The 18,119-nt window shown below is 51.4% G+C and carries 18 protein-coding genes; 9 read left to right on the top strand and 9 right to left on the bottom strand.

The features are described from left to right. The first annotated feature begins 222 nt into the window (after positions 1-222). Together mipA and yeaE are read left to right on the top strand one after the other, a co-directional pair. Complete coding sequence (mipA, locus tag A31E_RS16045; RefSeq protein ID WP_016248641.1) at positions 223-969, top strand: scaffolding protein MipA; 747 nt, start codon at positions 223-225, stop codon at positions 967-969. An 89-nt stretch (positions 970-1,058) separates the two neighbouring features. After that, positions 1,059-1,913, top strand: a complete 855-nt coding sequence (gene yeaE / locus A31E_RS16040; protein WP_001186329.1) for a methylglyoxal reductase YeaE — start codon at positions 1,059-1,061, stop codon at positions 1,911-1,913. A gap of 50 nt (positions 1,914-1,963) precedes the next feature. On the opposite strand, the gene A31E_RS16035 is transcribed toward yeaE, so the two are convergent. After that, a complete protein-coding gene (locus A31E_RS16035; RefSeq protein ID WP_016248642.1) occupies positions 1,964-2,848 on the bottom strand; it encodes a D-hexose-6-phosphate mutarotase in 885 nt (294 codons plus the stop codon). A gap of 83 nt (positions 2,849-2,931) precedes the next feature. Continuing rightward, positions 2,932-3,927 carry a glyceraldehyde-3-phosphate dehydrogenase gene (gapA, locus tag A31E_RS16030; RefSeq protein WP_000153502.1) on the bottom strand — a complete coding sequence of 332 codons (996 nt, stop codon included), beginning with the start codon at positions 3,925-3,927 and terminating at the stop codon, positions 2,932-2,934. A 341-nt stretch (positions 3,928-4,268) separates the two neighbouring features. Here gapA and msrB point away from each other — a divergent pair, with 341 nt between their 5' ends. After that, on the top strand, positions 4,269-4,682 hold the full coding sequence (gene msrB / locus A31E_RS16025; RefSeq protein ID WP_001284624.1) for a peptide-methionine (R)-S-oxide reductase MsrB: 414 nt from the start codon (positions 4,269-4,271) through the stop codon (positions 4,680-4,682). 41 nt (positions 4,683-4,723) lie between these two features. Continuing rightward, positions 4,724-4,996 (top strand): YeaC family protein, encoded by a 273-nt coding sequence (locus tag A31E_RS16020; RefSeq protein ID WP_010376102.1) that lies wholly within the window; start codon positions 4,724-4,726, stop codon positions 4,994-4,996. 153 nt (positions 4,997-5,149) lie between these two features. Here A31E_RS16020 and pncA read toward each other — a convergent pair whose 3' ends face one another. The 4 genes from pncA to sppA form a co-directional block, all read right to left on the bottom strand. Beyond that, complete coding sequence (gene pncA, locus A31E_RS16015) at positions 5,150-5,791, bottom strand: bifunctional nicotinamidase/pyrazinamidase (protein ID WP_001120524.1); 642 nt, start codon at positions 5,789-5,791, stop codon at positions 5,150-5,152. A 155-nt stretch (positions 5,792-5,946) separates the two neighbouring features. Further along, positions 5,947-6,963: an asparaginase gene (gene ansA / locus A31E_RS16010; RefSeq protein ID WP_001516285.1), complete on the bottom strand. Its 1,017-nt coding sequence runs from the start codon at positions 6,961-6,963 to the stop codon at positions 5,947-5,949. Positions 6,964-7,094: 131 nt separating this feature from the next. Then, on the bottom strand, positions 7,095-7,805 hold the full coding sequence (locus A31E_RS16005) for an SIMPL domain-containing protein (protein WP_001030440.1): 711 nt from the start codon (positions 7,803-7,805) through the stop codon (positions 7,095-7,097). A gap of 115 nt (positions 7,806-7,920) precedes the next feature. After that, complete coding sequence (sppA, locus tag A31E_RS16000) at positions 7,921-9,777, bottom strand: signal peptide peptidase SppA (RefSeq protein WP_001259890.1); 1,857 nt, start codon at positions 9,775-9,777, stop codon at positions 7,921-7,923. Between the two features lie 161 nt (positions 9,778-9,938). On the opposite strand from sppA, the gene A31E_RS15995 reads away from it, so the two are divergent. From A31E_RS15995 to topB, 3 genes are all read left to right on the top strand, one after another. Continuing rightward, positions 9,939-10,490, top strand: a complete 552-nt coding sequence (locus A31E_RS15995; protein WP_016248643.1) for an NAD(P)H nitroreductase — start codon at positions 9,939-9,941, stop codon at positions 10,488-10,490. A 116-nt stretch (positions 10,491-10,606) separates the two neighbouring features. After that, a complete protein-coding gene (gene selD, locus A31E_RS15990; protein ID WP_001516286.1) occupies positions 10,607-11,650 on the top strand; it encodes a selenide, water dikinase SelD in 1,044 nt (347 codons plus the stop codon). Between the two features lie 4 nt (positions 11,651-11,654). Next, complete coding sequence (gene topB / locus A31E_RS15985) at positions 11,655-13,610, top strand: DNA topoisomerase III (RefSeq protein WP_016248644.1); 1,956 nt, start codon at positions 11,655-11,657, stop codon at positions 13,608-13,610. Between the two features lie 165 nt (positions 13,611-13,775). Here topB and gdhA read toward each other — a convergent pair whose 3' ends face one another. Then, positions 13,776-15,119 carry an NADP-specific glutamate dehydrogenase gene (gdhA, locus tag A31E_RS15980; protein ID WP_000373052.1) on the bottom strand — a complete coding sequence of 448 codons (1,344 nt, stop codon included), beginning with the start codon at positions 15,117-15,119 and terminating at the stop codon, positions 13,776-13,778. A gap of 331 nt (positions 15,120-15,450) precedes the next feature. On the opposite strand from gdhA, the gene A31E_RS15975 reads away from it, so the two are divergent. After that, positions 15,451-15,723, top strand: a complete 273-nt coding sequence (locus A31E_RS15975; RefSeq protein ID WP_000085224.1) for a YnjH family protein — start codon at positions 15,451-15,453, stop codon at positions 15,721-15,723. Here A31E_RS15975 and A31E_RS15970 read toward each other — a convergent pair. Continuing rightward, the gene (locus A31E_RS15970; RefSeq protein ID WP_000781858.1) at positions 15,683-16,096 is read right to left on the bottom strand and encodes a pyrimidine (deoxy)nucleoside triphosphate diphosphatase; all 414 of its coding nucleotides are present in this window, start codon (positions 16,094-16,096) and stop codon (positions 15,683-15,685) included. The genes A31E_RS15975 and A31E_RS15970 overlap by 41 nt on opposite strands. Positions 16,097-16,182: 86 nt before the next feature. Here A31E_RS15970 and A31E_RS15965 point away from each other — a divergent pair, with 86 nt between their 5' ends. Next, positions 16,183-16,803: a CDP-alcohol phosphatidyltransferase family protein gene (locus tag A31E_RS15965; RefSeq protein WP_001516289.1), complete on the top strand. Its 621-nt coding sequence runs from the start codon at positions 16,183-16,185 to the stop codon at positions 16,801-16,803. Positions 16,804-16,811: 8 nt separating this feature from the next. On the opposite strand, the gene ynjE is transcribed toward A31E_RS15965, so the two are convergent. Next, complete coding sequence (ynjE, locus tag A31E_RS15960) at positions 16,812-18,119, bottom strand: thiosulfate sulfurtransferase YnjE (protein WP_016248645.1); 1,308 nt, start codon at positions 18,117-18,119, stop codon at positions 16,812-16,814.

The following is an 18,119-nucleotide window of genomic DNA, read 5'->3' on the forward strand; positions in this document are numbered from 1 at the left end:
TTCAATGGCATATCAACAACTCACCCATAAAAATTGCATAACTAATGTAAAGAATATTGCCGTCGGTAATGCAAAATTCATTCAGGTGTAAGCCTGATGTCACCAGCGTCAGGAAAATTAAACAGTTACCTTTAGAAATGAAAATGTAAAAAGGTTGGGTTTCGATGTATTGACGGGTAAACTTTGTCGCCCGCTAAACATTTGTTTAAGGAATGATTAATTGTGACCAAACTCAAACTTCTGGCACTTGGAGTGCTTATCGCAACGTCTGCAGGCGTAGCACACGCTGAAGGTAAATTTTCCCTGGGCGCAGGCGTAGGTGTCGTTGAACACCCTTATAAAGATTACGATACCGATGTTTACCCAGTACCGGTAATCAACTATGAAGGCGATAACTTCTGGTTCCGTGGCTTAGGTGGTGGTTACTACCTGTGGAACGATGCAACGGATAAACTTTCGATTACCGCTTACTGGTCGCCGCTCTACTTCAAAGCTAAAGACAGTGGCAACCACCAGATGCGCCACCTGGATGACCGTAAGAGCACTATGATGGCCGGTCTGTCCTACGCTCACTTTACCCAGTACGGTTATCTGCGTACCTCTCTGGCAGCCGACACACTGGATAACAGCAACGGTATCGTCTGGGATACGGCCTGGTTGTACCGTTACACTAACGGTGGTCTGACTCTGACCCCGGGTATCGGTGTGCAGTGGAACAGCGAAAACCATAACGAATACTATTATGGCGTATCGCGTAAAGAGTCTGCGCGCAGCGGTCTGCGTGGCTATAACCCGAATGATAGCTGGAGTCCGTATCTGGAACTGAGCGCCAACTACAACTTCATGGGCGACTGGAGCATTTACGGTACTGCGCGCTACACCCGTCTGTCCGATGAAGTTACCGATAGCCCGATGGTTGATAAGTCCTGGACAGGTCTGATTTCTGCCGGGATCACCTACAAATTCTGATAGTGCATCTTTCCAGGGCATTTTGTGCATAAAAACAGGGCGTCACGCCCTGTTTTGCATTACGGTGGTGCGTAACCTGGGAGGAAACAATGCAACAAAAAATGATTCAGTTTAGTGATGGGGACTCAGTGCCAGCCATAGGGCAGGGAACATGGTTTATGGGCGAAGATGTCAGTCAGCGCAAAACAGAAGTCGCTGCACTGCGCGCGGGCATTGAACTCGGTTTAACCCTCATTGATACCGCCGAAATGTATGCGGACGGTGGTGCTGAAAAGGTAGTTGGTGAAGCATTAACTGGCCTGCGTGATAAGGCCTTTCTCGTCTCTAAGGTCTATCCGTGGAATGCTGGCGGACAAAAAGCGATTAATGCCTGCGAAGCCAGCTTACGCCGTCTTAATACCGATTATCTCGATCTTTATTTATTACACTGGTCTGGCAGTTTCGCTTTTGAAGAAACTGTTGCCGCGATGGAAAAATTGATCGCCCAGGGCAAAATCCGCCGCTGGGGCGTTTCTAATCTTGATTATGCCGATATGCAGGAGCTCTGGCAGGTGCCGGGGGGAAATCAGTGTGCGACTAATCAGGTGCTTTATCATCTTGGCTCACGGGGTATTGAGTTCGATTTACTCCCCTGGTGCCAGCAACAGCAGATGCCGGTGATGGCTTACAGCCCGTTAGCCCAGGCTGGGCGGTTGCGCAATGGACTGCTAAAAAACGCGGTCGTCAACGAAATCGCACATGCCCACAATGTCAGCGCGGCGCAAGTTCTGCTGGCGTGGGTAATCAGCCATCAAGGCGTGATGGCGATTCCAAAAGCGGCAACTATCGCGCATGTTCAACAAAATGCGGCTGTGCTGGAGATTGTGCTTTCGCCAGAAGAATTAGCGATGCTGGACAAAGCGTATCCGGCACCAAAAGTAAAAACTGCGCTGGATATGGTGTGATGCTGAGCAGTGCCGGATACATCGCATCCGGCACACAAAACTAGCGCAGATTAGCGTTTGGCAACGCGGATGGATTGTGCCAGACGAGAGGGCATATCTTTGGACGTTTTTTGTGCTTCAGAGGCGTAAGCGGTTTCTACGCAGACAAAGGTTTTGTAGCCGTCATCTGGCATATCGCCCATGCTGACTGAAAGCGCCGGACCTGGATTCCAGCCAACAACGTTCAGATGATGCTGGTGACCAACGGTAATAATGCGGTTCAACGCTTCGTCATTAATCACACTACAATCTTGCGGATTCAGATACACGCGATCGGTACGATCCGGGAATGTCTGAATCCCCCCGGTCAAAGTGCCTTCTTTCGCGTCATTGACTTTATCAATGAAGCGATCGCCCAGGCCACTGACGCTCACCTTAGCAATATCACCCACGTTAAAGTAGGTATGCAGGGCAGAGGTGGTTTCAAATTCGCCGTGCGCTTCAAGATCAATTTCACAAGTCTTACCCACGCGGAAATGCGCTAACAGCGTAAAGTCGTGCGGCCAGTATTTTTTCGTCTCGTCGCTTTGTGTCAGTTCAAAAGTCAGCGCTACGCCATCGGCATCTTCACTGTGCGATTTCAGCGTCCACGGCAGAATGCGGGCAAAACCGTGAGCAGGCAGACCTTGCTGTGCTGCCGGACCAAACCACGGCCAACAAACCGGCACGCCGCCGCGAATGGCGACGCCATTTTTAAACGGCGTGTTATTACTCAACCACAGAACGTCTTCTTCACCTGTAGGTTTCCAGGAGAGAAGGTGTGCGCCCTGTAATGCAAAAGAGGCTTTTACCTGGGGATGATCGACCACAATAAGGTCCAGTTCATCCAGTTTACGACGGGAGAGGACAGGGGAAATTTGTTCGATGACCGGAAGGGCAAAAATTTTCTTAATCATGACGCAGTCCTTTAACTTCATTTCATCAGGTAAAAAAAAGAGCGACCGAAGTCGCTCTTTTTAGATCACAGAGTCATCTCAACTTATTTGGAGATGTGAGCGATCAGATCCAGAACTTTGTTGGAGTAACCGGTTTCGTTGTCGTACCAGGATACCAGTTTCACGAAGTTGTCGTTCAGAGCGATACCCGCTTTAGCATCGAACACGGAAGTGCAAACTTCGCCGTTGAAATCGGTAGATACTACGTCATCTTCGGTGTAGCCCAGAACGCCTTTCATTTCGCCTTCAGCAGCAGCTTTAACGGCAGCTTTGATCTGCTCGTAAGTTGCAGCTTTTTCCAGACGAACGGTCAGGTCAACTACGGATACGTTCGGAGTCGGAACACGGAACGCCATACCAGTCAGTTTGCCATTCAGTTCTGGCAGTACTTTACCTACAGCTTTAGCAGCACCGGTAGAGGACGGGATGATGTTCTGGGAAGCGCCACGGCCGCCGCGCCAGTCTTTGTGAGACGGGCCGTCAACGGTTTTCTGAGTAGCGGTAGTAGCGTGAACGGTGGTCATCAGACCTTCGATGATGCCGAAGTTATCGTTGATAACTTTAGCCAGCGGAGCCAGGCAGTTGGTGGTGCAGGAAGCGTTAGAAACGATGTCCTGGCCAGCATATTTGTCGAAGTTAGCGCCTTTAACGAACATCGGAGTGTTGTCTTTAGACGGACCAGTCATAACCACTTTTTTCGCACCAGCGGTGATGTGTTTACGAGCAGTTTCGTCAGTCAGGAACAGACCAGTTGCTTCAGCGACAACGTCAACACCAACTTCGTCCCATTTCAGGTTAGCCGGATCACGTTCAGCGGTAACACGGATTTTTTTACCGTTTACGATCAGATGACCGTCTTTCACTTCAACGGTGCCGTCGAAACGACCGTGAGTGGAGTCATATTTCAGCATGTATGCCATGTAATCAGCGTCTAACAGGTCGTTGATTGCAACGATCTCAATGTCAGAACGTTTCTGAGCAGCACGGAAAACAATGCGACCGATACGGCCAAAACCGTTGATACCTACTTTGATAGTCATATATTCCACCAGCTATTTGTTAGTGAATAAAAGGTTGCCTGTAAAATTACAAAAACCTTACGCAGCGTCAAGCGGAATCGTGTCAATCATTGCGACAAATCAATCCTGTGCCTTGGCATTACACGACTGACTCGCCTCACTCTTCCTTTGGGCTTGAAACCACATGAGGGCGGCGCCCAGAATTTTAAAGGGCAATTATGATAAAAATGTGATTTTCATCACGATTTAGGTGCAGCTATTTCGTCGAGATCAAGTTTAGGACAAAATTTTGCCAGTAGGTGTTAATGTTTTGTTAGAATAAGTCACGTAATGTGAGCGTGATTAAAGTGAGATGTGAGCAAATGGCTAACAAACCTTCGGCAGAAGAACTGAAAAAAAATTTGTCCGAGATGCAGTTTTACGTGACTCAGAATCACGGGACGGAGCCGCCATTCACTGGACGTTTACTGCATAACAAGCGCGGCGGTGTTTACCACTGTTTGATTTGCGATGCACCTCTGTTTCACTCCCAAACCAAGTATGATTCAGGCTGTGGCTGGCCCAGTTTTTATGAGCCGGTGAGTGAAGATTCGATCCGTTATATCAAAGACTTGTCACATGGTATGCAGCGGATAGAAATTCGTTGCGGAAACTGTGATGCCCATCTGGGGCACGTCTTTCCCGACGGCCCGCAACCCACAGGCGAACGTTATTGTGTTAACTCGGCATCATTGCGCTTTACTGATGACGAAAATGGCGAAGAAATCAACGGTTGAAAAAACGATTCAGCAACTTATTCCACAGGAGCGGGAAAATTATGGATCTTGATGAAATAATCAACAGCATGACGCCTGAGGTTTACCAGCGTTTATCGACTGCCGTTGAACTGGGAAAATGGCCAGATGGTGTTGCGCTGACTGAAGAACAAAAAGAGAACTGCCTGCAACTGGTGATGTTATGGCAGGCCCGAAACAATACCGATGCGCAGCATATGACAATCGACACTAACGGTCAGATGGTCATGAAGAGCAAACAACAGTTGAAAGAAGATTTTGGTATCTCGGCAAAGCCGATAGCCATGTTTAAGTAAGAGATTTGTTCCCTTTATCAGACGTTTATGAAGAGAGGGATAATCTTTACTGTTACGAGTTGATTGTTTGATTTAACTACGAGCACGCCAGATGCGCCGTTGATGTGTCTTATCTGGCCTACAACGTCAGTACTGAATCGTAGGCCAGCAAAATTATCCCTGCGTCTCTTCCCAGTCCGCCAGCGTGTACAGTGTTGCTCCAGCCGCTGACATCTCCATAAATGCGTGTGCACTGTCCTGCGGCTGAATATTTACGCCACGACAGCCATCGGTAATCACGCTCACGCTATAACCTAACTGCAACGCGTCCAGCACGGTAAACTTCACACAATAGTCAGTAGCCAGCCCCATAACGATCAATTCATTGATTTCATGGTCGCGTAACCAGCCATCGAGCGCGGTTTTCTGCCGACGTCCGTTATCAAAAAAAGCACTGTAACTGTCAACTAAAGGGTTTTCGCCTTTATGGAACACTGCTGCGATCGCATTTTGATTGAGTAACGGATGTAATTGCGCGCCTTCACTGCTCTGCACGCAGTGTTCAGGCCAGAATGTTTGCGGCAAACCGTCGAGCGTCCCCTGGCTGTATGGCTCCACCTGATGCTGGCTGGCAAAACTGCCGTGATTAGCCGGATGCCAGTCCTGACTGGCGATAACTGGTTCACCGCGCAACTGACACCAGTCAATCAAGCGGTTAGCGACATCCACAGTGCTGTCACCTTCTGGCACGGCGAGCGCGCCACCGGCACAGAAATCATTTTGTAAATCGACCAGTAACAGGGCGCGATGGGGCATTGCAATCTCCTTGTATCTTGAAAATTGGTTAATATAACAGCGATTAGATTTGGCAATGTGTATGCAGCCTGTTGTCTCCTGGGGTTTATAGCCCGTGATTAAGCGTTTGGCGCATACACTGAGCCACTCATCTGAAACCCGAACAAGACAGTTGCTTAATCATCCGGCGTCAGCTCGCCGCGTAGGTTTTGGCTCATAGCCTTGCGAATGGTTTCAGTATCCAGTCCCTGGCTAAGTAGATAGTGCAGCTTGGTGAGAGTGGCTTCCACAGTCATATCCGCGCCGCCAATAACGCCGGCGTGGGCGAGGGCGTTACCGGTGGCATATCCCCCCATATTCACTTTACCGGACATACATTGCGTCAGATTAACCACCACGATACCGCGATCGCTGGCCTCCTGTAATTCTTGCAGGAAAGCTTTGTTTTGCGGCGCATTACCCACGCCGTAAGAGCGAAGAATCAACGCCCTAACCGGTTGGCGCAGGAAATTACGCACAACATCGGCAGAGATCCCCGGATAAATTGTCACCACGCCGATCGGTTGTGGCGTAATTGGATGAACGATCAGTTCTCCATCACCGTGCGGGGCGGGTGGTGTATTCAAACGACGAATATGGATACCTGCCTCCAGTAACGGTGGAAGATTGGGGGAAGCAAAGGCATCAAAACCATCGGCATGGGCTTTAGTGGTTCGGTTTCCGCGATACAGGCGGTTATTAAAAAACAGCGTTACTTCGTTGATCGGGTAGTTAGCAGCAACGTACAACGCATTCAGCAGATTGATTTGTCCGTCAGAGCGTAGCTCGGCTAACGGGATTTGTGACCCTGTCACAATGACCGGTTTACCAAGATTCTCCAGCATGAACGACAGTGCAGAGGCGGTATATGCCATGGTATCGGTGCCGTGCAGAATGACAAAACCATCGTACTCGTTATAGTGCGCTTTAATGTCTTCAGCGATATGCTGCCAGTCTTCCGGCGTCATATCGGAAGAATCCATTAGCGGCGTATATTCATGAATAGTGAAATCTGGCATCTCCGGGCGATGGAATTCCGGCATCAACGCCAACTGGCGTTGCAGATGACCTGACACTGGAATATAACCCTGCTCGGAACGCTGCATCCCGATGGTTCCGCCCGTGTAGGCAACGTAAATTGATTTCTTTTGCATGATATTGATATGAATGATATCGAAAGAGCAAAAGTATATACGTGAGGGGCAGGGAGCGCACCTGGATACTCTGTGGATATGAGAAAAGTCTGGCGGAACAGAGGGTGTAGCGTCCCGCCGGAGAAAAGTGATTAATCCTGCAACGCATAGGTTACGGTCGTTACCACGCGCACCGTTTTATTAATCGCCGTAGGATCATCTTCATCACTGCCACTGGCGAAGATCTGGAACACCCCTTGCGAAGCATCGCTGATTGACCCCACCTGACTACCTGAATCTGTCGCAAACTGTAATGCTGCGTTGCGTGCGTCTTTTGTCGCGGCGGCAATCATCTCAGCGCGAAGTGCGCCAATGCCATTAAAACGATAGGCGATTTTGCTATCAGCGATAGCACCATCCGTGGCGACTTGCAGTTCGTTTAGTTTAGCGACGACTTTTTCGACGGCAGCAACGTTATGGGTTTTTATCGTCACTGACCCGTCGGCATTATAGCGAGGCATCGTTGGATCATCTTTGAGATAAAAGGAGTCCGTTCGCTTGCTTGTCCATTGACCCAGGTTTATCTCTGTGCTGCTAATCCCCTGAGCGTTGAGTTCGGCAACAATTTTTTTCTGCGCGTCTTCCAGTTTTGGGAAAAGCTCGCCGGGAACATTGCCCTTAAAGTTAATCGCAATGGTTAATTCAGCCGTATCTGCGCGAACTTCTTTTTCCGAAAGCCCCCGCACGTTCACATAACGGTTGTTAGTTTTTAAATGCTTAACTCCATCGCCAACGAAATAACCACAGGCGCTGATCCCCAGTCCGAGGACAATAGCGGCAATTAAAGAGGGTGCCTTATTCACTGATGACTCCTTATCAGATGCAGAATGAGCAAGGCAATGTAGTGGAGAGAGGAAGTGAAAGACAGTCCGGTTCAGGAGTGTGGCCGACAGCATATCGGCCACATATTTGCAGGGATTACCGCACGTTGGCGCAGGTCAGGCAAAACGCGTAACGGTTTTGCGGATCGTTAAAGGCCGCCAGCTTGTCGCTTTCGCTTTTAACGGTTGAAGCCACCGAGGCCAGCGGTGCAGGCAACATAGCCTGGAGCGTATCTGGCAACATCGCCCGTACAGAACCTGACATGTTGTCCATCACTTTGTCGAAGAAGGTTGGTTCATCGACGTAATATTCCAGATGCCACTGTTTCATTTTGGCCAGTTCTGCCGCTTTGGCAACTGCATCATCGAAATCACCGAGACTATCGACCAGACCGTTAGCTTTCGCATCCTGACCAGTCCAGACGTGGCCCTGAGCGATTTTATCGATCTGCTCTGGCGTCGAGTTACGCGAATCCGCAACCAGCGTGATGAAGCGTTTATAACCGTTCTCAATGCTTAACTGCATCATCTGCTGCGCTTCCGGCGGCAGTGCTTTAGTAATGGAAACATCCGCCAGAGGTGAGGTTGAAACGCCATCAGTATGTACACCAATCGAATCCAGACTGTTTTCTACGGTAGTGATCACGCCGAAGATACCGATAGAACCGGTCAGAGTGCTGGGGTTAGCCACAATGTAATTGGCCGGCGTGGAGATCCAGTAACCACCAGATGCCGCCATGCCGCCCATCGATACAACCACAGGCTTGCCAGCCGCTCGGGCTGCTGCCAGTTCAGATCGAATCACTTCAGACGCAGTAACGCTGCCGCCAGGGCTATTAACACGCAGAACAATCGCTTTCACTTTCGGGTCAAGACGAGCGTCGCGGATTTGCGCTGCGGTTGTGTCGCCGCCAACATTACCCTGGGTTTCTTCGCCATCCATAATTGCGCCATTTGCGAAGACGACACCGATGCTGTCGCCGGTATCTGCCGGAGTTTTCAAAGCATAATCGTAATAACTGATGGCGCGATAATTTTTATCCGCCTTACTCCAGCCGAACTCTTTGGTCAGGGCTTTTTCGATTTCGGCACTTGATGCCAGTGCATCGACCAGTTTGTTATCCAGCGCGTACTTCGCGGTATCGCCACCGGTTTTGGTTAAGCCATCAAGCACCCCTTGTGCGCCAGGGAATACTTGCTGGGCGGTGATCTGACGATTAGCAGCCACAGTGTTGAGATAGTTTTGCCACAGCTCACCAATCCAGCGGCTGTCAGCCTCGCGGGCTGCCGGTGACATATCATCACGAATAAACGGCTCAACGGCAGATTTATACGTACCGACGCGGAACACATGGGTGGAAACTTTTAACTTATCCAACAATGACTTGTAATACAGTCCGTTGGTCGCAAAACCATGCAGATCAACCACGCCTTGTGGTGATAGCCAGATTTTGTTGGCAAAACTGGCAAGATAATATTGTCCCTGGCTGTAGTTCTCGCCAATGGCATAAACCGGTTTGCCGCTGTCACGAAACTCTTTCAGGGCTTTACCAATGTACTGCATGGAAGGCTGATCGCCGCCCGCGAAGTTTTTCAGATCCATCACGATACCGGTGATGTTCCGGTCATCTTTTGCCTGGCGAATGGTGTTTACAATGTCAAACAGTGAGTTTTCCTGCAAACGATCAGAACTGGCACCAAGTAACTGACGGCTCAGCTTGCTAAACCGCTGCGAACTGTCAGGCTTATCGACGATCACGCCGGAGATATCGAGCAGCAACGCGCCACGACTGGCGGTTTCTTTGCTATCGCTACCACTGACCTGCATCCAGATACCCACGACAACAAGCACGAGAAAAATAAAAAACAGGTTAAGTACCATTTCACGGACAAAATTCAGTAGACGCCATGTCCATTTAAAAAATCCGGCAATAAGTCGCCAAAGGGTTCGCATGTATTCTCCCAGACTAAAAGTTACACCTGTCGCAGGTGCAATAGATGTGGTTATCGTAATGACCCAACCGGCACTTGTCAGCAGGAATCGCGGCCTGTGCTGTAACAAAATCCACTCTCGTGTTAATTTTGTGAATAAACATCATGACAGGAGTTAATCAAATGGATGCACTCGAACTATTGATCAATCGCCGTAGCGCCTCCCGCCTGGCGGAACCCGCACCAACAGGTGAGCAACTGCAAAACATCCTGCGTGCGGGGATGCGTGCGCCGGACCATAAGTCCATGCAACCGTGGCATTTTTTTGTGATTGAGGGGGAAGGGCGCGAACGTTTCAGCGCCGTTCTGGAACAAGGCGCAGTTGCTGCGGGGAGTGATGAGAAAGCGATCGACAAAGCCCGTAATGCGCCGTTCCGCGCGCCACTTATCATAACGGTGGTGGCGAAATGCGAAGAAAATCATAAAGTCCCGCGCTGGGAACAGGAAATGTCTGCCGGTTGCGCGATCATGGCAATGCAAATGGCTGCGGTTGCCCAGGGCTTTGGCGGGATCTGGCGTAGTGGGGCGTTAACCGAAAGCCCGGTGCTACGTGATGCATTCGGTTGTCGGGAGCAGGATAAAATCGTCGGGTTTCTCTACCTCGGCACACCGCAGTTGAAAGCGTCAACGTCAATTAACGTTCCGGACCCGACACCGTTTGTGACTTATTTCTGATAATTGCGGTGAAACTGAGTGGATTGTGAGCAAAGACGCAGGAATTCAGACACTCTCACTTATCACTTCACGGAATGAGGGTTACCATACCCGGATTGCATTGACAGGAGATGTCCATGAGCGAGAACTCGATTCGTTTGACCCAATACAGCCACGGAGCTGGTTGCGGCTGTAAAATTTCCCCAAAAGTGTTGGAAACCATCCTGCACAGTGAGCAGGCGAAGTTTGTTGATCCGAATTTGCTTGTGGGTAACGAAACCCGCGACGACGCGGCGGTGTACGATCTGGGCAATGGCACCAGCGTCATCAGCACCACCGACTTCTTTATGCCGATTGTTGATAATCCTTTCGATTTTGGTCGCATTGCGGCGACTAACGCCATCAGCGATATTTTTGCGATGGGCGGCAAACCGATTATGGCAATTGCGATCCTCGGCTGGCCGATTAACAAACTGTCCCCGGAAATTGCCCGTGAAGTGACCGAAGGTGGCCGTTATGCATGCCGTCAGGCGGGTATCGCGCTGGCCGGTGGTCACTCCATCGACGCGCCGGAACCGATTTTTGGTCTGGCGGTGACGGGGATCGTACCGACTGAACGGGTGAAGAAAAACAGTACCGCACAAGCGGGATGTAAACTGTTCCTGACGAAACCGCTGGGGATTGGTGTTCTTACCACTGCCGAGAAAAAATCACTGCTGAAACCGGAACATCAGGGACTGGCGACGGAAGTGATGTGTCGGATGAATATCGCGGGAGCGTCCTTTGCCAACATTGAAGGCGTAAAAGCGATGACCGACGTTACCGGTTTTGGTCTGCTGGGCCATTTAAGCGAAATGTGCCAGGGCGCAGGCGTGCAGGCGCGCATTGACTATGAAGCAATCCCGAAACTGCCGGGCGTGGAAGAGTACATTAAGCTGGGCGCTGTGCCGGGGGGCACCGAACGCAACTTTGCCAGCTACGGTCATCTGATGGGTGAAATGCCACGCGAAGTGCGCGATCTGCTGTGCGATCCGCAAACCTCCGGCGGCCTGCTACTGGCGGTTATGCCAGAGGCGGAAAACGAAGTTAAAGCTACCGCAGCCGAATTTGGTATCGAACTGACAGCGATTGGCGAACTGGTGCCTGCGCGCGGTGGTCGTGCCATGGTTGAGATCCGTTAATTCAATGCGGTTATTTATTGCCGAAAAACCGAGTCTGGCGCGCGCTATTGCTGATGTCCTGCCCAAACCGCACCGTAAAGGCGATGGCTTTATCGAATGCGGCAATGGTCAGGTGGTGACCTGGTGTATCGGTCACCTGCTTGAGCAGGCGCAGCCAGACGCCTACGACAGCCGCTATGCGCGCTGGAATCTGGCAGATCTGCCGATTGTCCCGGAAAAGTGGCAATTGCAACCGCGGCCTTCCGTGACCAAACAACTTAACGTCATCAAACGCTTTCTGCACGAAGCCAGCGAAATCGTTCATGCCGGAGACCCGGATCGTGAAGGGCAATTGCTGGTGGATGAAGTGCTGGATTACCTGCAACTTGCGCCGGAAAAGCGCCAGCAAGTTCAGCGTTGTTTAATCAACGACCTGAACCCGCAGGCGGTTGAGCGGGCGATCGATCGTCTTCGTTCCAACAGTGAGTTTGTACCGTTGTGCGTTTCTGCGCTGGCGCGAGCGCGTGCCGACTGGTTGTACGGCATTAATATGACCCGCGCATATACCATTCTGGGGCGTAATGCTGGCTACCAGGGGGTACTTTCCGTTGGGCGCGTGCAGACGCCAGTGCTTGGGCTGGTGGTGCGCCGCGACGAAGAGATTGAAAACTTCGTCGCGAAAGATTTCTTTGAAGTCAAAGCGCATATCGTGACGCCTGCCGATGAGCGGTTTACCGCCATCTGGCAACCGAGCGAAGCGTGTGAGCCGTACCAGGATGAAGAGGGGCGTTTGTTGCATCGTCCGCTGGCGGAGCATGTCGTTAACCGCATCAGCGGCCAACCGGCGATTGTCACCAGTTATAACGATAAACGGGAATCAGAATCCGCGCCGCTGCCATTTTCGCTTTCGACGTTACAGATTGAAGCGGCAAAACGTTTTGGCCTGAGTGCGCAGAACGTGCTTGATATCTGTCAGAAATTGTACGAAACGCACAAGCTGATTACCTATCCACGTTCCGATTGTCGTTATTTGCCGGAGGAACATTTTGCCGGACGCCATGCGGTGATGAATGCCATCAGTGTCCATGCGCCGAGTCTTCTGCCGCAGCCCGTGGTTGATCCAGATTTACGCAACCGCTGCTGGGATGACAAAAAGGTGGATGCCCACCACGCCATCATCCCGACCGCGCGGAGTTCGGCCATCAACCTGACGGAGAACGAAGCGAAGGTTTATAGTCTGATTGCTCGTCAGTATCTGATGCAATTTTGCCCGGACGCGGTGTTCCGCAAGTGTGTGATCGAACTGGACATAGCAAAAGGCAAATTTGTTGCAAAAGCTCGTTTTCTTGCCGAAGCGGGCTGGCGCACGCTGTTAGGCAGCAAAGAGCGTGACGAAGAAAACGACGGTACGCCACTTCCTGTGGTGGCAAAAGACGATGAGTTGCTGTGCGAGAAGGGCGAAGTGGTAGAGCGGCAAACCCAGCCGCCGCGCCATTTCACCGATGCAACACTGCTTTCGGCAATGACCGGGATTGCGCGCTTTGTACAGGACAAAGATCTGAAGAAGATCCTTCGTGCGACCGATGGTCTGGGCACAGAAGCGACCCGCGCGGGGATTATTGAACTGCTGTTCAAGCGCGGCTTCCTGACCAAAAAAGGGCGCTACATCCACTCTACTGATGCCGGAAAAGCGTTATTCCATTCGCTGCCAGAAATGGCGACGCGACCGGACATGACAGCGCACTGGGAATCGGTGCTGACGCAAATCAGCGAAAAACAGTGCCGCTACCAGGACTTTATGCAGCCGCTGGTGGGGACGCTGTACCAACTGATTGATCAGGCTAAGCGCACGCCGGTGCGGCAGTTTCGCGGCATAGTGGCTCCGGGCAGCGGCGAAGAGAAGAAAAAGGCTTCACCACGCAAGCGAACGCCGAAAAAAAGCCCACCATCGGAAGATGCGGGCAGTGGAGCGATAACATAAAGGCGTGATGCTGAAGATTTTCAGGGGGTTTACGTCGCACCCGGACAAATGCCTGATGCGACGCTTGCGCGTCTTATCAGGCCTACAGAGCTGTTCTCTGATTCAGAGGGTTTTCGTAGGCCGGATAAGGCGTTCACGCCGCATCCGGCACAAACGCCTGATGACTTAAATCACCCCTTGCGCCAGCATCGCATCGGCAACCTTCACAAAACCAGCAATATTCGCGCCCTGCACGTAGTTGGTTTGCTCACCTTCACCACCATGCTCAACACAGGCATGGTGGATATCCAGCATAATGTGGTGTAAACGCGCATCAACTTTTTCGGCTTTCCAGCCCAGACGCGCAGCGTTTTGCGCCATTTCCAGCCCCGATGTTGCAACGCCACCTGCATTAGCCGCTTTACCTGGCGCAAACAGCACGCCTGCCTGCTGGAACAGCTCAGTCGCTTCGATGGTCGTTGGCATATTTGCCCCTTCGGCCACCGCTTTAACGCCGTTGGCGATAAGCTGATGTGCAGCGTCAACATCCAGTTCGTTCTGGGTCGCGCACGGCAGGGCGATATCAACCGGCACAGACCACGGTTGTTGGCCTTCGAGATAGACCAGACCAAATTCTTTGGCGTAATCCGCAACGCGACCATCACGGCTGGATTTGATTTCGATAAGACGCGCCAGTTTCTCTTTGGTAAATCCACTTTCATCAACCACGGTGCCGCTGGAGTCTGATGCTGTAACCACGCGAGCGCCAAATTCCATCGCTTTTTCGATAGCGTACTGGGCGACGTTGCCGGAGCCAGAAACGGAAACACGCATTCCTTCAAAACCCATACCGTGGCGTTTCAGCATCGCTTCAGTGAAATAAACCAGACCGTAACCGGTGGCTTCCGGACGAATCAGACTGCCGCCAAAAGAAAGCCCCTTACCGGTGAAGACGCAGGCGGTATTGTTAGACAGTTTTTTCATCATCCCCGCCATAAAGCCGACTTCACGGCCACCAACGCCGATATCGCCCGCCGGAACGTCGGTATCCGCGCCCAGGTGGCGATACAGTTCAGTCATCAGCGCCTGGCAGAAACGCATCACTTCGCCTTCGCTTTTCCCTTTCGGATCGAAATCGCTACCACCTTTACCACCGCCCATTGGCAGGGTAGTCAGAGCATTTTTAAAGGTTTGTTCGAAGCCGAGGAATTTAAGGATGGAGAGGTTTACTGAAGGATGGAAGCGCATACCGCCTTTGTACGGGCCGATGGCGGAGCTGAACTGGACACGCCATGCGCGGTTAACCTGTACCTGATTGCGATCGTCAACCCAGACTACGCGAAACTGAATCACGCGCTCCGGTTCAACCAGGCGCTCCAGTAACGACATTTGGCGATATTTTGGATTTTGTTCAAGAAAAGGCCAGAGTGTGGTCATGACTTCACGAACGGCTTGCGCGAACTCGGTTTGATTCGGGTCGCGCTTTTGGACATGGTTGAGGAATGACTCCAGAGAATATGTCTGATCCATAGATATAAAACCCTTATATATTAATACGATTGTGCTGGTGTTGTTTGTTTTAGATGCTTCTGCAGTTTTCGACTATACCATCAAGAATGTGACGGTAAGCAAGAAAAAAATGACGCAGGAAAGCAAATTAATGATCTGCGGGTTTTATAAACGTCACCTAATGTTTGCTGTGACTCTGGTGCGTTTTATCAGACCTGGAAAACCGTGCGCATTTTCAAGAGTGGTTCGAGGCGGATAAGACGTGCACGTCGCATCCGGCAACCAGACGCTAAAGTTTTTCTGCCCGGTTACCGTTATCAGTAGCAGAGACAACGAATATAAGGAGTTTCCTGTGAGTAGAGCATTATTCGCCGTAACATTGGCATTTCCATTCTTTGCGCTGGCCAACCCGCAATATCGTCCGGATGTAGAGGTGAATGTGCCGCCGGAGGTGTTTAGTTCTGGCGGACAATCGGTGCAGCCCTGTAACCAGTGCTGCGTTTATCAGGATCAAAACTATTCGGAGGGGGCAGTGATTAAAGCGGAGGGGATATTGCTGCAATGCCAGCGGGATGACAAAACCATTAGCACCAATCCGCTGGTCTGGCGGCGCGTAAAGCCATAAACGCCTGTAAAAGTGGAATATCAGCAGGAGCCAGCGGATATTGCAAAGCCTCTTCTGGCGAACACCAGACCAGCGCCTGATGTTCGAGTGCCTGGCACGTACCGTGGAAGTCCGGTACGTGCCAGGCATGAAGATGGATAATCCGGCCAGACACTTCCTTCTGATGGCTGGCAACGTAAACACCGACAGTAGCTTCGATGCCGAGTTCTTCGCGCAATTCCCGCACCAGCGCCTGCGGCTGGCTTTCATCCGGCTCGACTTTGCCACCTGCAAACTCCCATAACCCCGCCTGATCGCTATGAGCGGGGCGCTGTGCGAGTAAAATTTTGCTATCCCGTTCGATAATGGCGGCAACAACATCAATCATTTTCATAAATTACCCACAGGCAGATAAGCGAAAAATGCCATAATATCCGCAGTGTTGCCCGAGCTGAAGGGCTTTATATTTAAGGAGTGCCCGTGTTAGACCGCCATCTTCACCCCCGGATTAAACCTTTGCTGCATCAATGCGTGCAGGTGCTTGATAAACCCGGCATCACGCCAGATGGTTTAACGTTAGTCGGGTTTGCTGTTGGTGTGCTGGCACTGCCGTTTCTGGCGTTGGGCTGGTATCTGCCTGCGCTGATCGCCATTTTGCTGAACAGATTACTTGATGGTCTTGATGGCGCGCTGGCGCGGCGTAGAGGATTAACTGACGCAGGCGGTTTTCTTGATATTTCTCTCGATTTTCTCTTTTATGCGCTGGTGCCGTTTGGCTTTATTCTCGCGGCACCAGAACAAAATGCGCTGGCGGGCGGCTGGCTGCTGTTTGCGTTTATCGGCACGGGCAGCAGTTTTCTTGCTTTTGCTGCGCTGGCGGCGAAGCATCAGATCGATAACCCCGGTTATGCGCATAAATCGTTTTACTATCTGGGGGGATTAACTGAAGGCAGCGAGACGATTTTGCTGTTTGTTCTGAGTTGCCTCTTTCCAGCGTATTTCCCGTGGTTTGCGTGGATATTTGGCGCGCTGTGCTGGATGACGACATTTACACGGGTGTGGAGTGGGTATCTGACGCTGAAGGGGCTTCAGCGTCAGTAATTGCAGTGTTATTTGCTACTGTCCGGGCCGCGTTCACCGGTTGCTACCGGGTTTTTCGGATCGCTGCTCCATTCGTACCAACCACCGTCGTAAACAGAGACATTATTCCAGCCCATTGCCCGCGCATACATAAAGGTTTCTGATGCGCGCCAGCCGGTGCCGCAGTAGAACGAGACTTGTTGATCCGGCAGGATGTTCCATTCTTTCCACATCGCTGTGATGTCATCCGCAGTACGCATAGTGCCGTCTGGGTTATGGAAATCTTCCATATGTGTTGAGTCGCTGCCCGCATGACCCCAACGTGCGCCAGGGATATCACCTTTTGGCTTGATGTAGTCATAGCCGCTGGTGGTGCCGATAAATTCAGCCCATGAACGAATGCTGACCAGTGACGCATCCTGGCGATGCAGCAGACCGCGCGCCTGTTCCATATCGAGCATCAGTTGCGGTTGCGCCGGGATCTTCACGCCGAAGTCAGGTTCGGGTTTCACTGTCGGTAGCGTACCGCGTTCAACGGGCAGACCCGCATCAGACCAGGTTTGCCAACCACCGTCCAGCAAGCGCACATCTTTCACGCCAGCGTAGAGCATAATCTGCGCCACGCGTGCGGCGGCGTAAACGTCACGCCCGTACAGAATTACTGTGGTGTCATGACGAATGCCATGTTTTGCCAGCATTGCTTTAAGTTGTTCGTCAGAGACTTTATTCCACAGTGGTTCGCTTTCCACTTCGTTGGTGTCAATGTAATCGGCACCAGGAATATGGCTGAGGAGGTAAAGTTTCGGAGCGCCCCATGCTGCTTCGATCACTTTCCAGTCACCCGCAGGTTTCGCCGTAACTTCTTTGCCTTGTTGCAGGTCATGCAGCCATTGCGGGTAAACCAGTTGCTCAAAGTGCGGCAATTTTTGCAGACGGGAAGGTTCGCTTAGCGCGCCACTCAAGATGGAGATATGCGTAAAGCCTGCTTTTTGCAGACGCGTTTTAACGGCTTCGACGTCTTTGTCATTACCGTATAACGCCACCGGCGCATCGGCTTTCAGGTTATGTTGCGTAATCCACGCGTTGAGCTGTTCAGTGCTCATTTTGTCGAGCCAGCTTGCAGAAAGGTTTAAGGCGGCAGGTTCATGGCCGGAAGGGCCATTTAAGGTTTGTGGCCAGCCGTTATAAAACGCGCTTGGGCGGGTATCTATTGCTGCGCCATTTTGTTGTTGAAGCTGGTCAAGTGTAAGAGGCTTCGCCAGTTCAGCGGCCCACGAAGAAGCGCAAGCCAGCCCTAAAGCCATTGCCAGCGCGGTCATTTGAGAAACACGTTTCAT

The organism is Escherichia sp. KTE159, assembly GCF_000408805.1.
In the GTDB taxonomy this organism is placed as follows: Bacteria; Pseudomonadota; Gammaproteobacteria; order Enterobacterales; family Enterobacteriaceae; genus Escherichia; species Escherichia marmotae.

Bases quoted from the DNA above. Each gene is read 5' to 3' on its own strand.
- A31E_RS15995 (WP_016248643.1), top strand. From the start codon at position 9,939: ATGGATGCACTCGAACTATTGATCAATCGCCGTAGCGCCTCCCGCCTG.
- A31E_RS16020 (WP_010376102.1), top strand. From the start codon at position 4,724: ATGGATCTTGATGAAATAATCAACAGCATGACGCCTGAGGTTTACCAG.
- selD (WP_001516286.1), top strand. From the start codon at position 10,607: ATGAGCGAGAACTCGATTCGTTTGACCCAATACAGCCACGGAGCTGGT.
- A31E_RS15970 (WP_000781858.1), bottom strand. From the start codon at position 16,096: ATGAAAATGATTGATGTTGTTGCCGCCATTATCGAACGGGATAGCAAA.
- gdhA (WP_000373052.1), bottom strand. From the start codon at position 15,119: ATGGATCAGACATATTCTCTGGAGTCATTCCTCAACCATGTCCAAAAG.
- yeaE (WP_001186329.1), top strand. From the start codon at position 1,059: ATGCAACAAAAAATGATTCAGTTTAGTGATGGGGACTCAGTGCCAGCC.
- msrB (WP_001284624.1), top strand. From the start codon at position 4,269: ATGGCTAACAAACCTTCGGCAGAAGAACTGAAAAAAAATTTGTCCGAG.
- ansA (WP_001516285.1), bottom strand. From the start codon at position 6,963: ATGCAAAAGAAATCAATTTACGTTGCCTACACGGGCGGAACCATCGGG.
- A31E_RS16035 (WP_016248642.1), bottom strand. From the start codon at position 2,848: ATGATTAAGAAAATTTTTGCCCTTCCGGTCATCGAACAAATTTCCCCT.
- gapA (WP_000153502.1), bottom strand. From the start codon at position 3,927: ATGACTATCAAAGTAGGTATCAACGGTTTTGGCCGTATCGGTCGCATT.
- topB (WP_016248644.1), top strand. From the start codon at position 11,655: ATGCGGTTATTTATTGCCGAAAAACCGAGTCTGGCGCGCGCTATTGCT.
- pncA (WP_001120524.1), bottom strand. From the start codon at position 5,791: ATGCCCCATCGCGCCCTGTTACTGGTCGATTTACAAAATGATTTCTGT.
- sppA (WP_001259890.1), bottom strand. From the start codon at position 9,777: ATGCGAACCCTTTGGCGACTTATTGCCGGATTTTTTAAATGGACATGG.
- ynjE (WP_016248645.1), bottom strand. From the start codon at position 18,119: ATGAAACGTGTTTCTCAAATGACCGCGCTGGCAATGGCTTTAGGGCTG.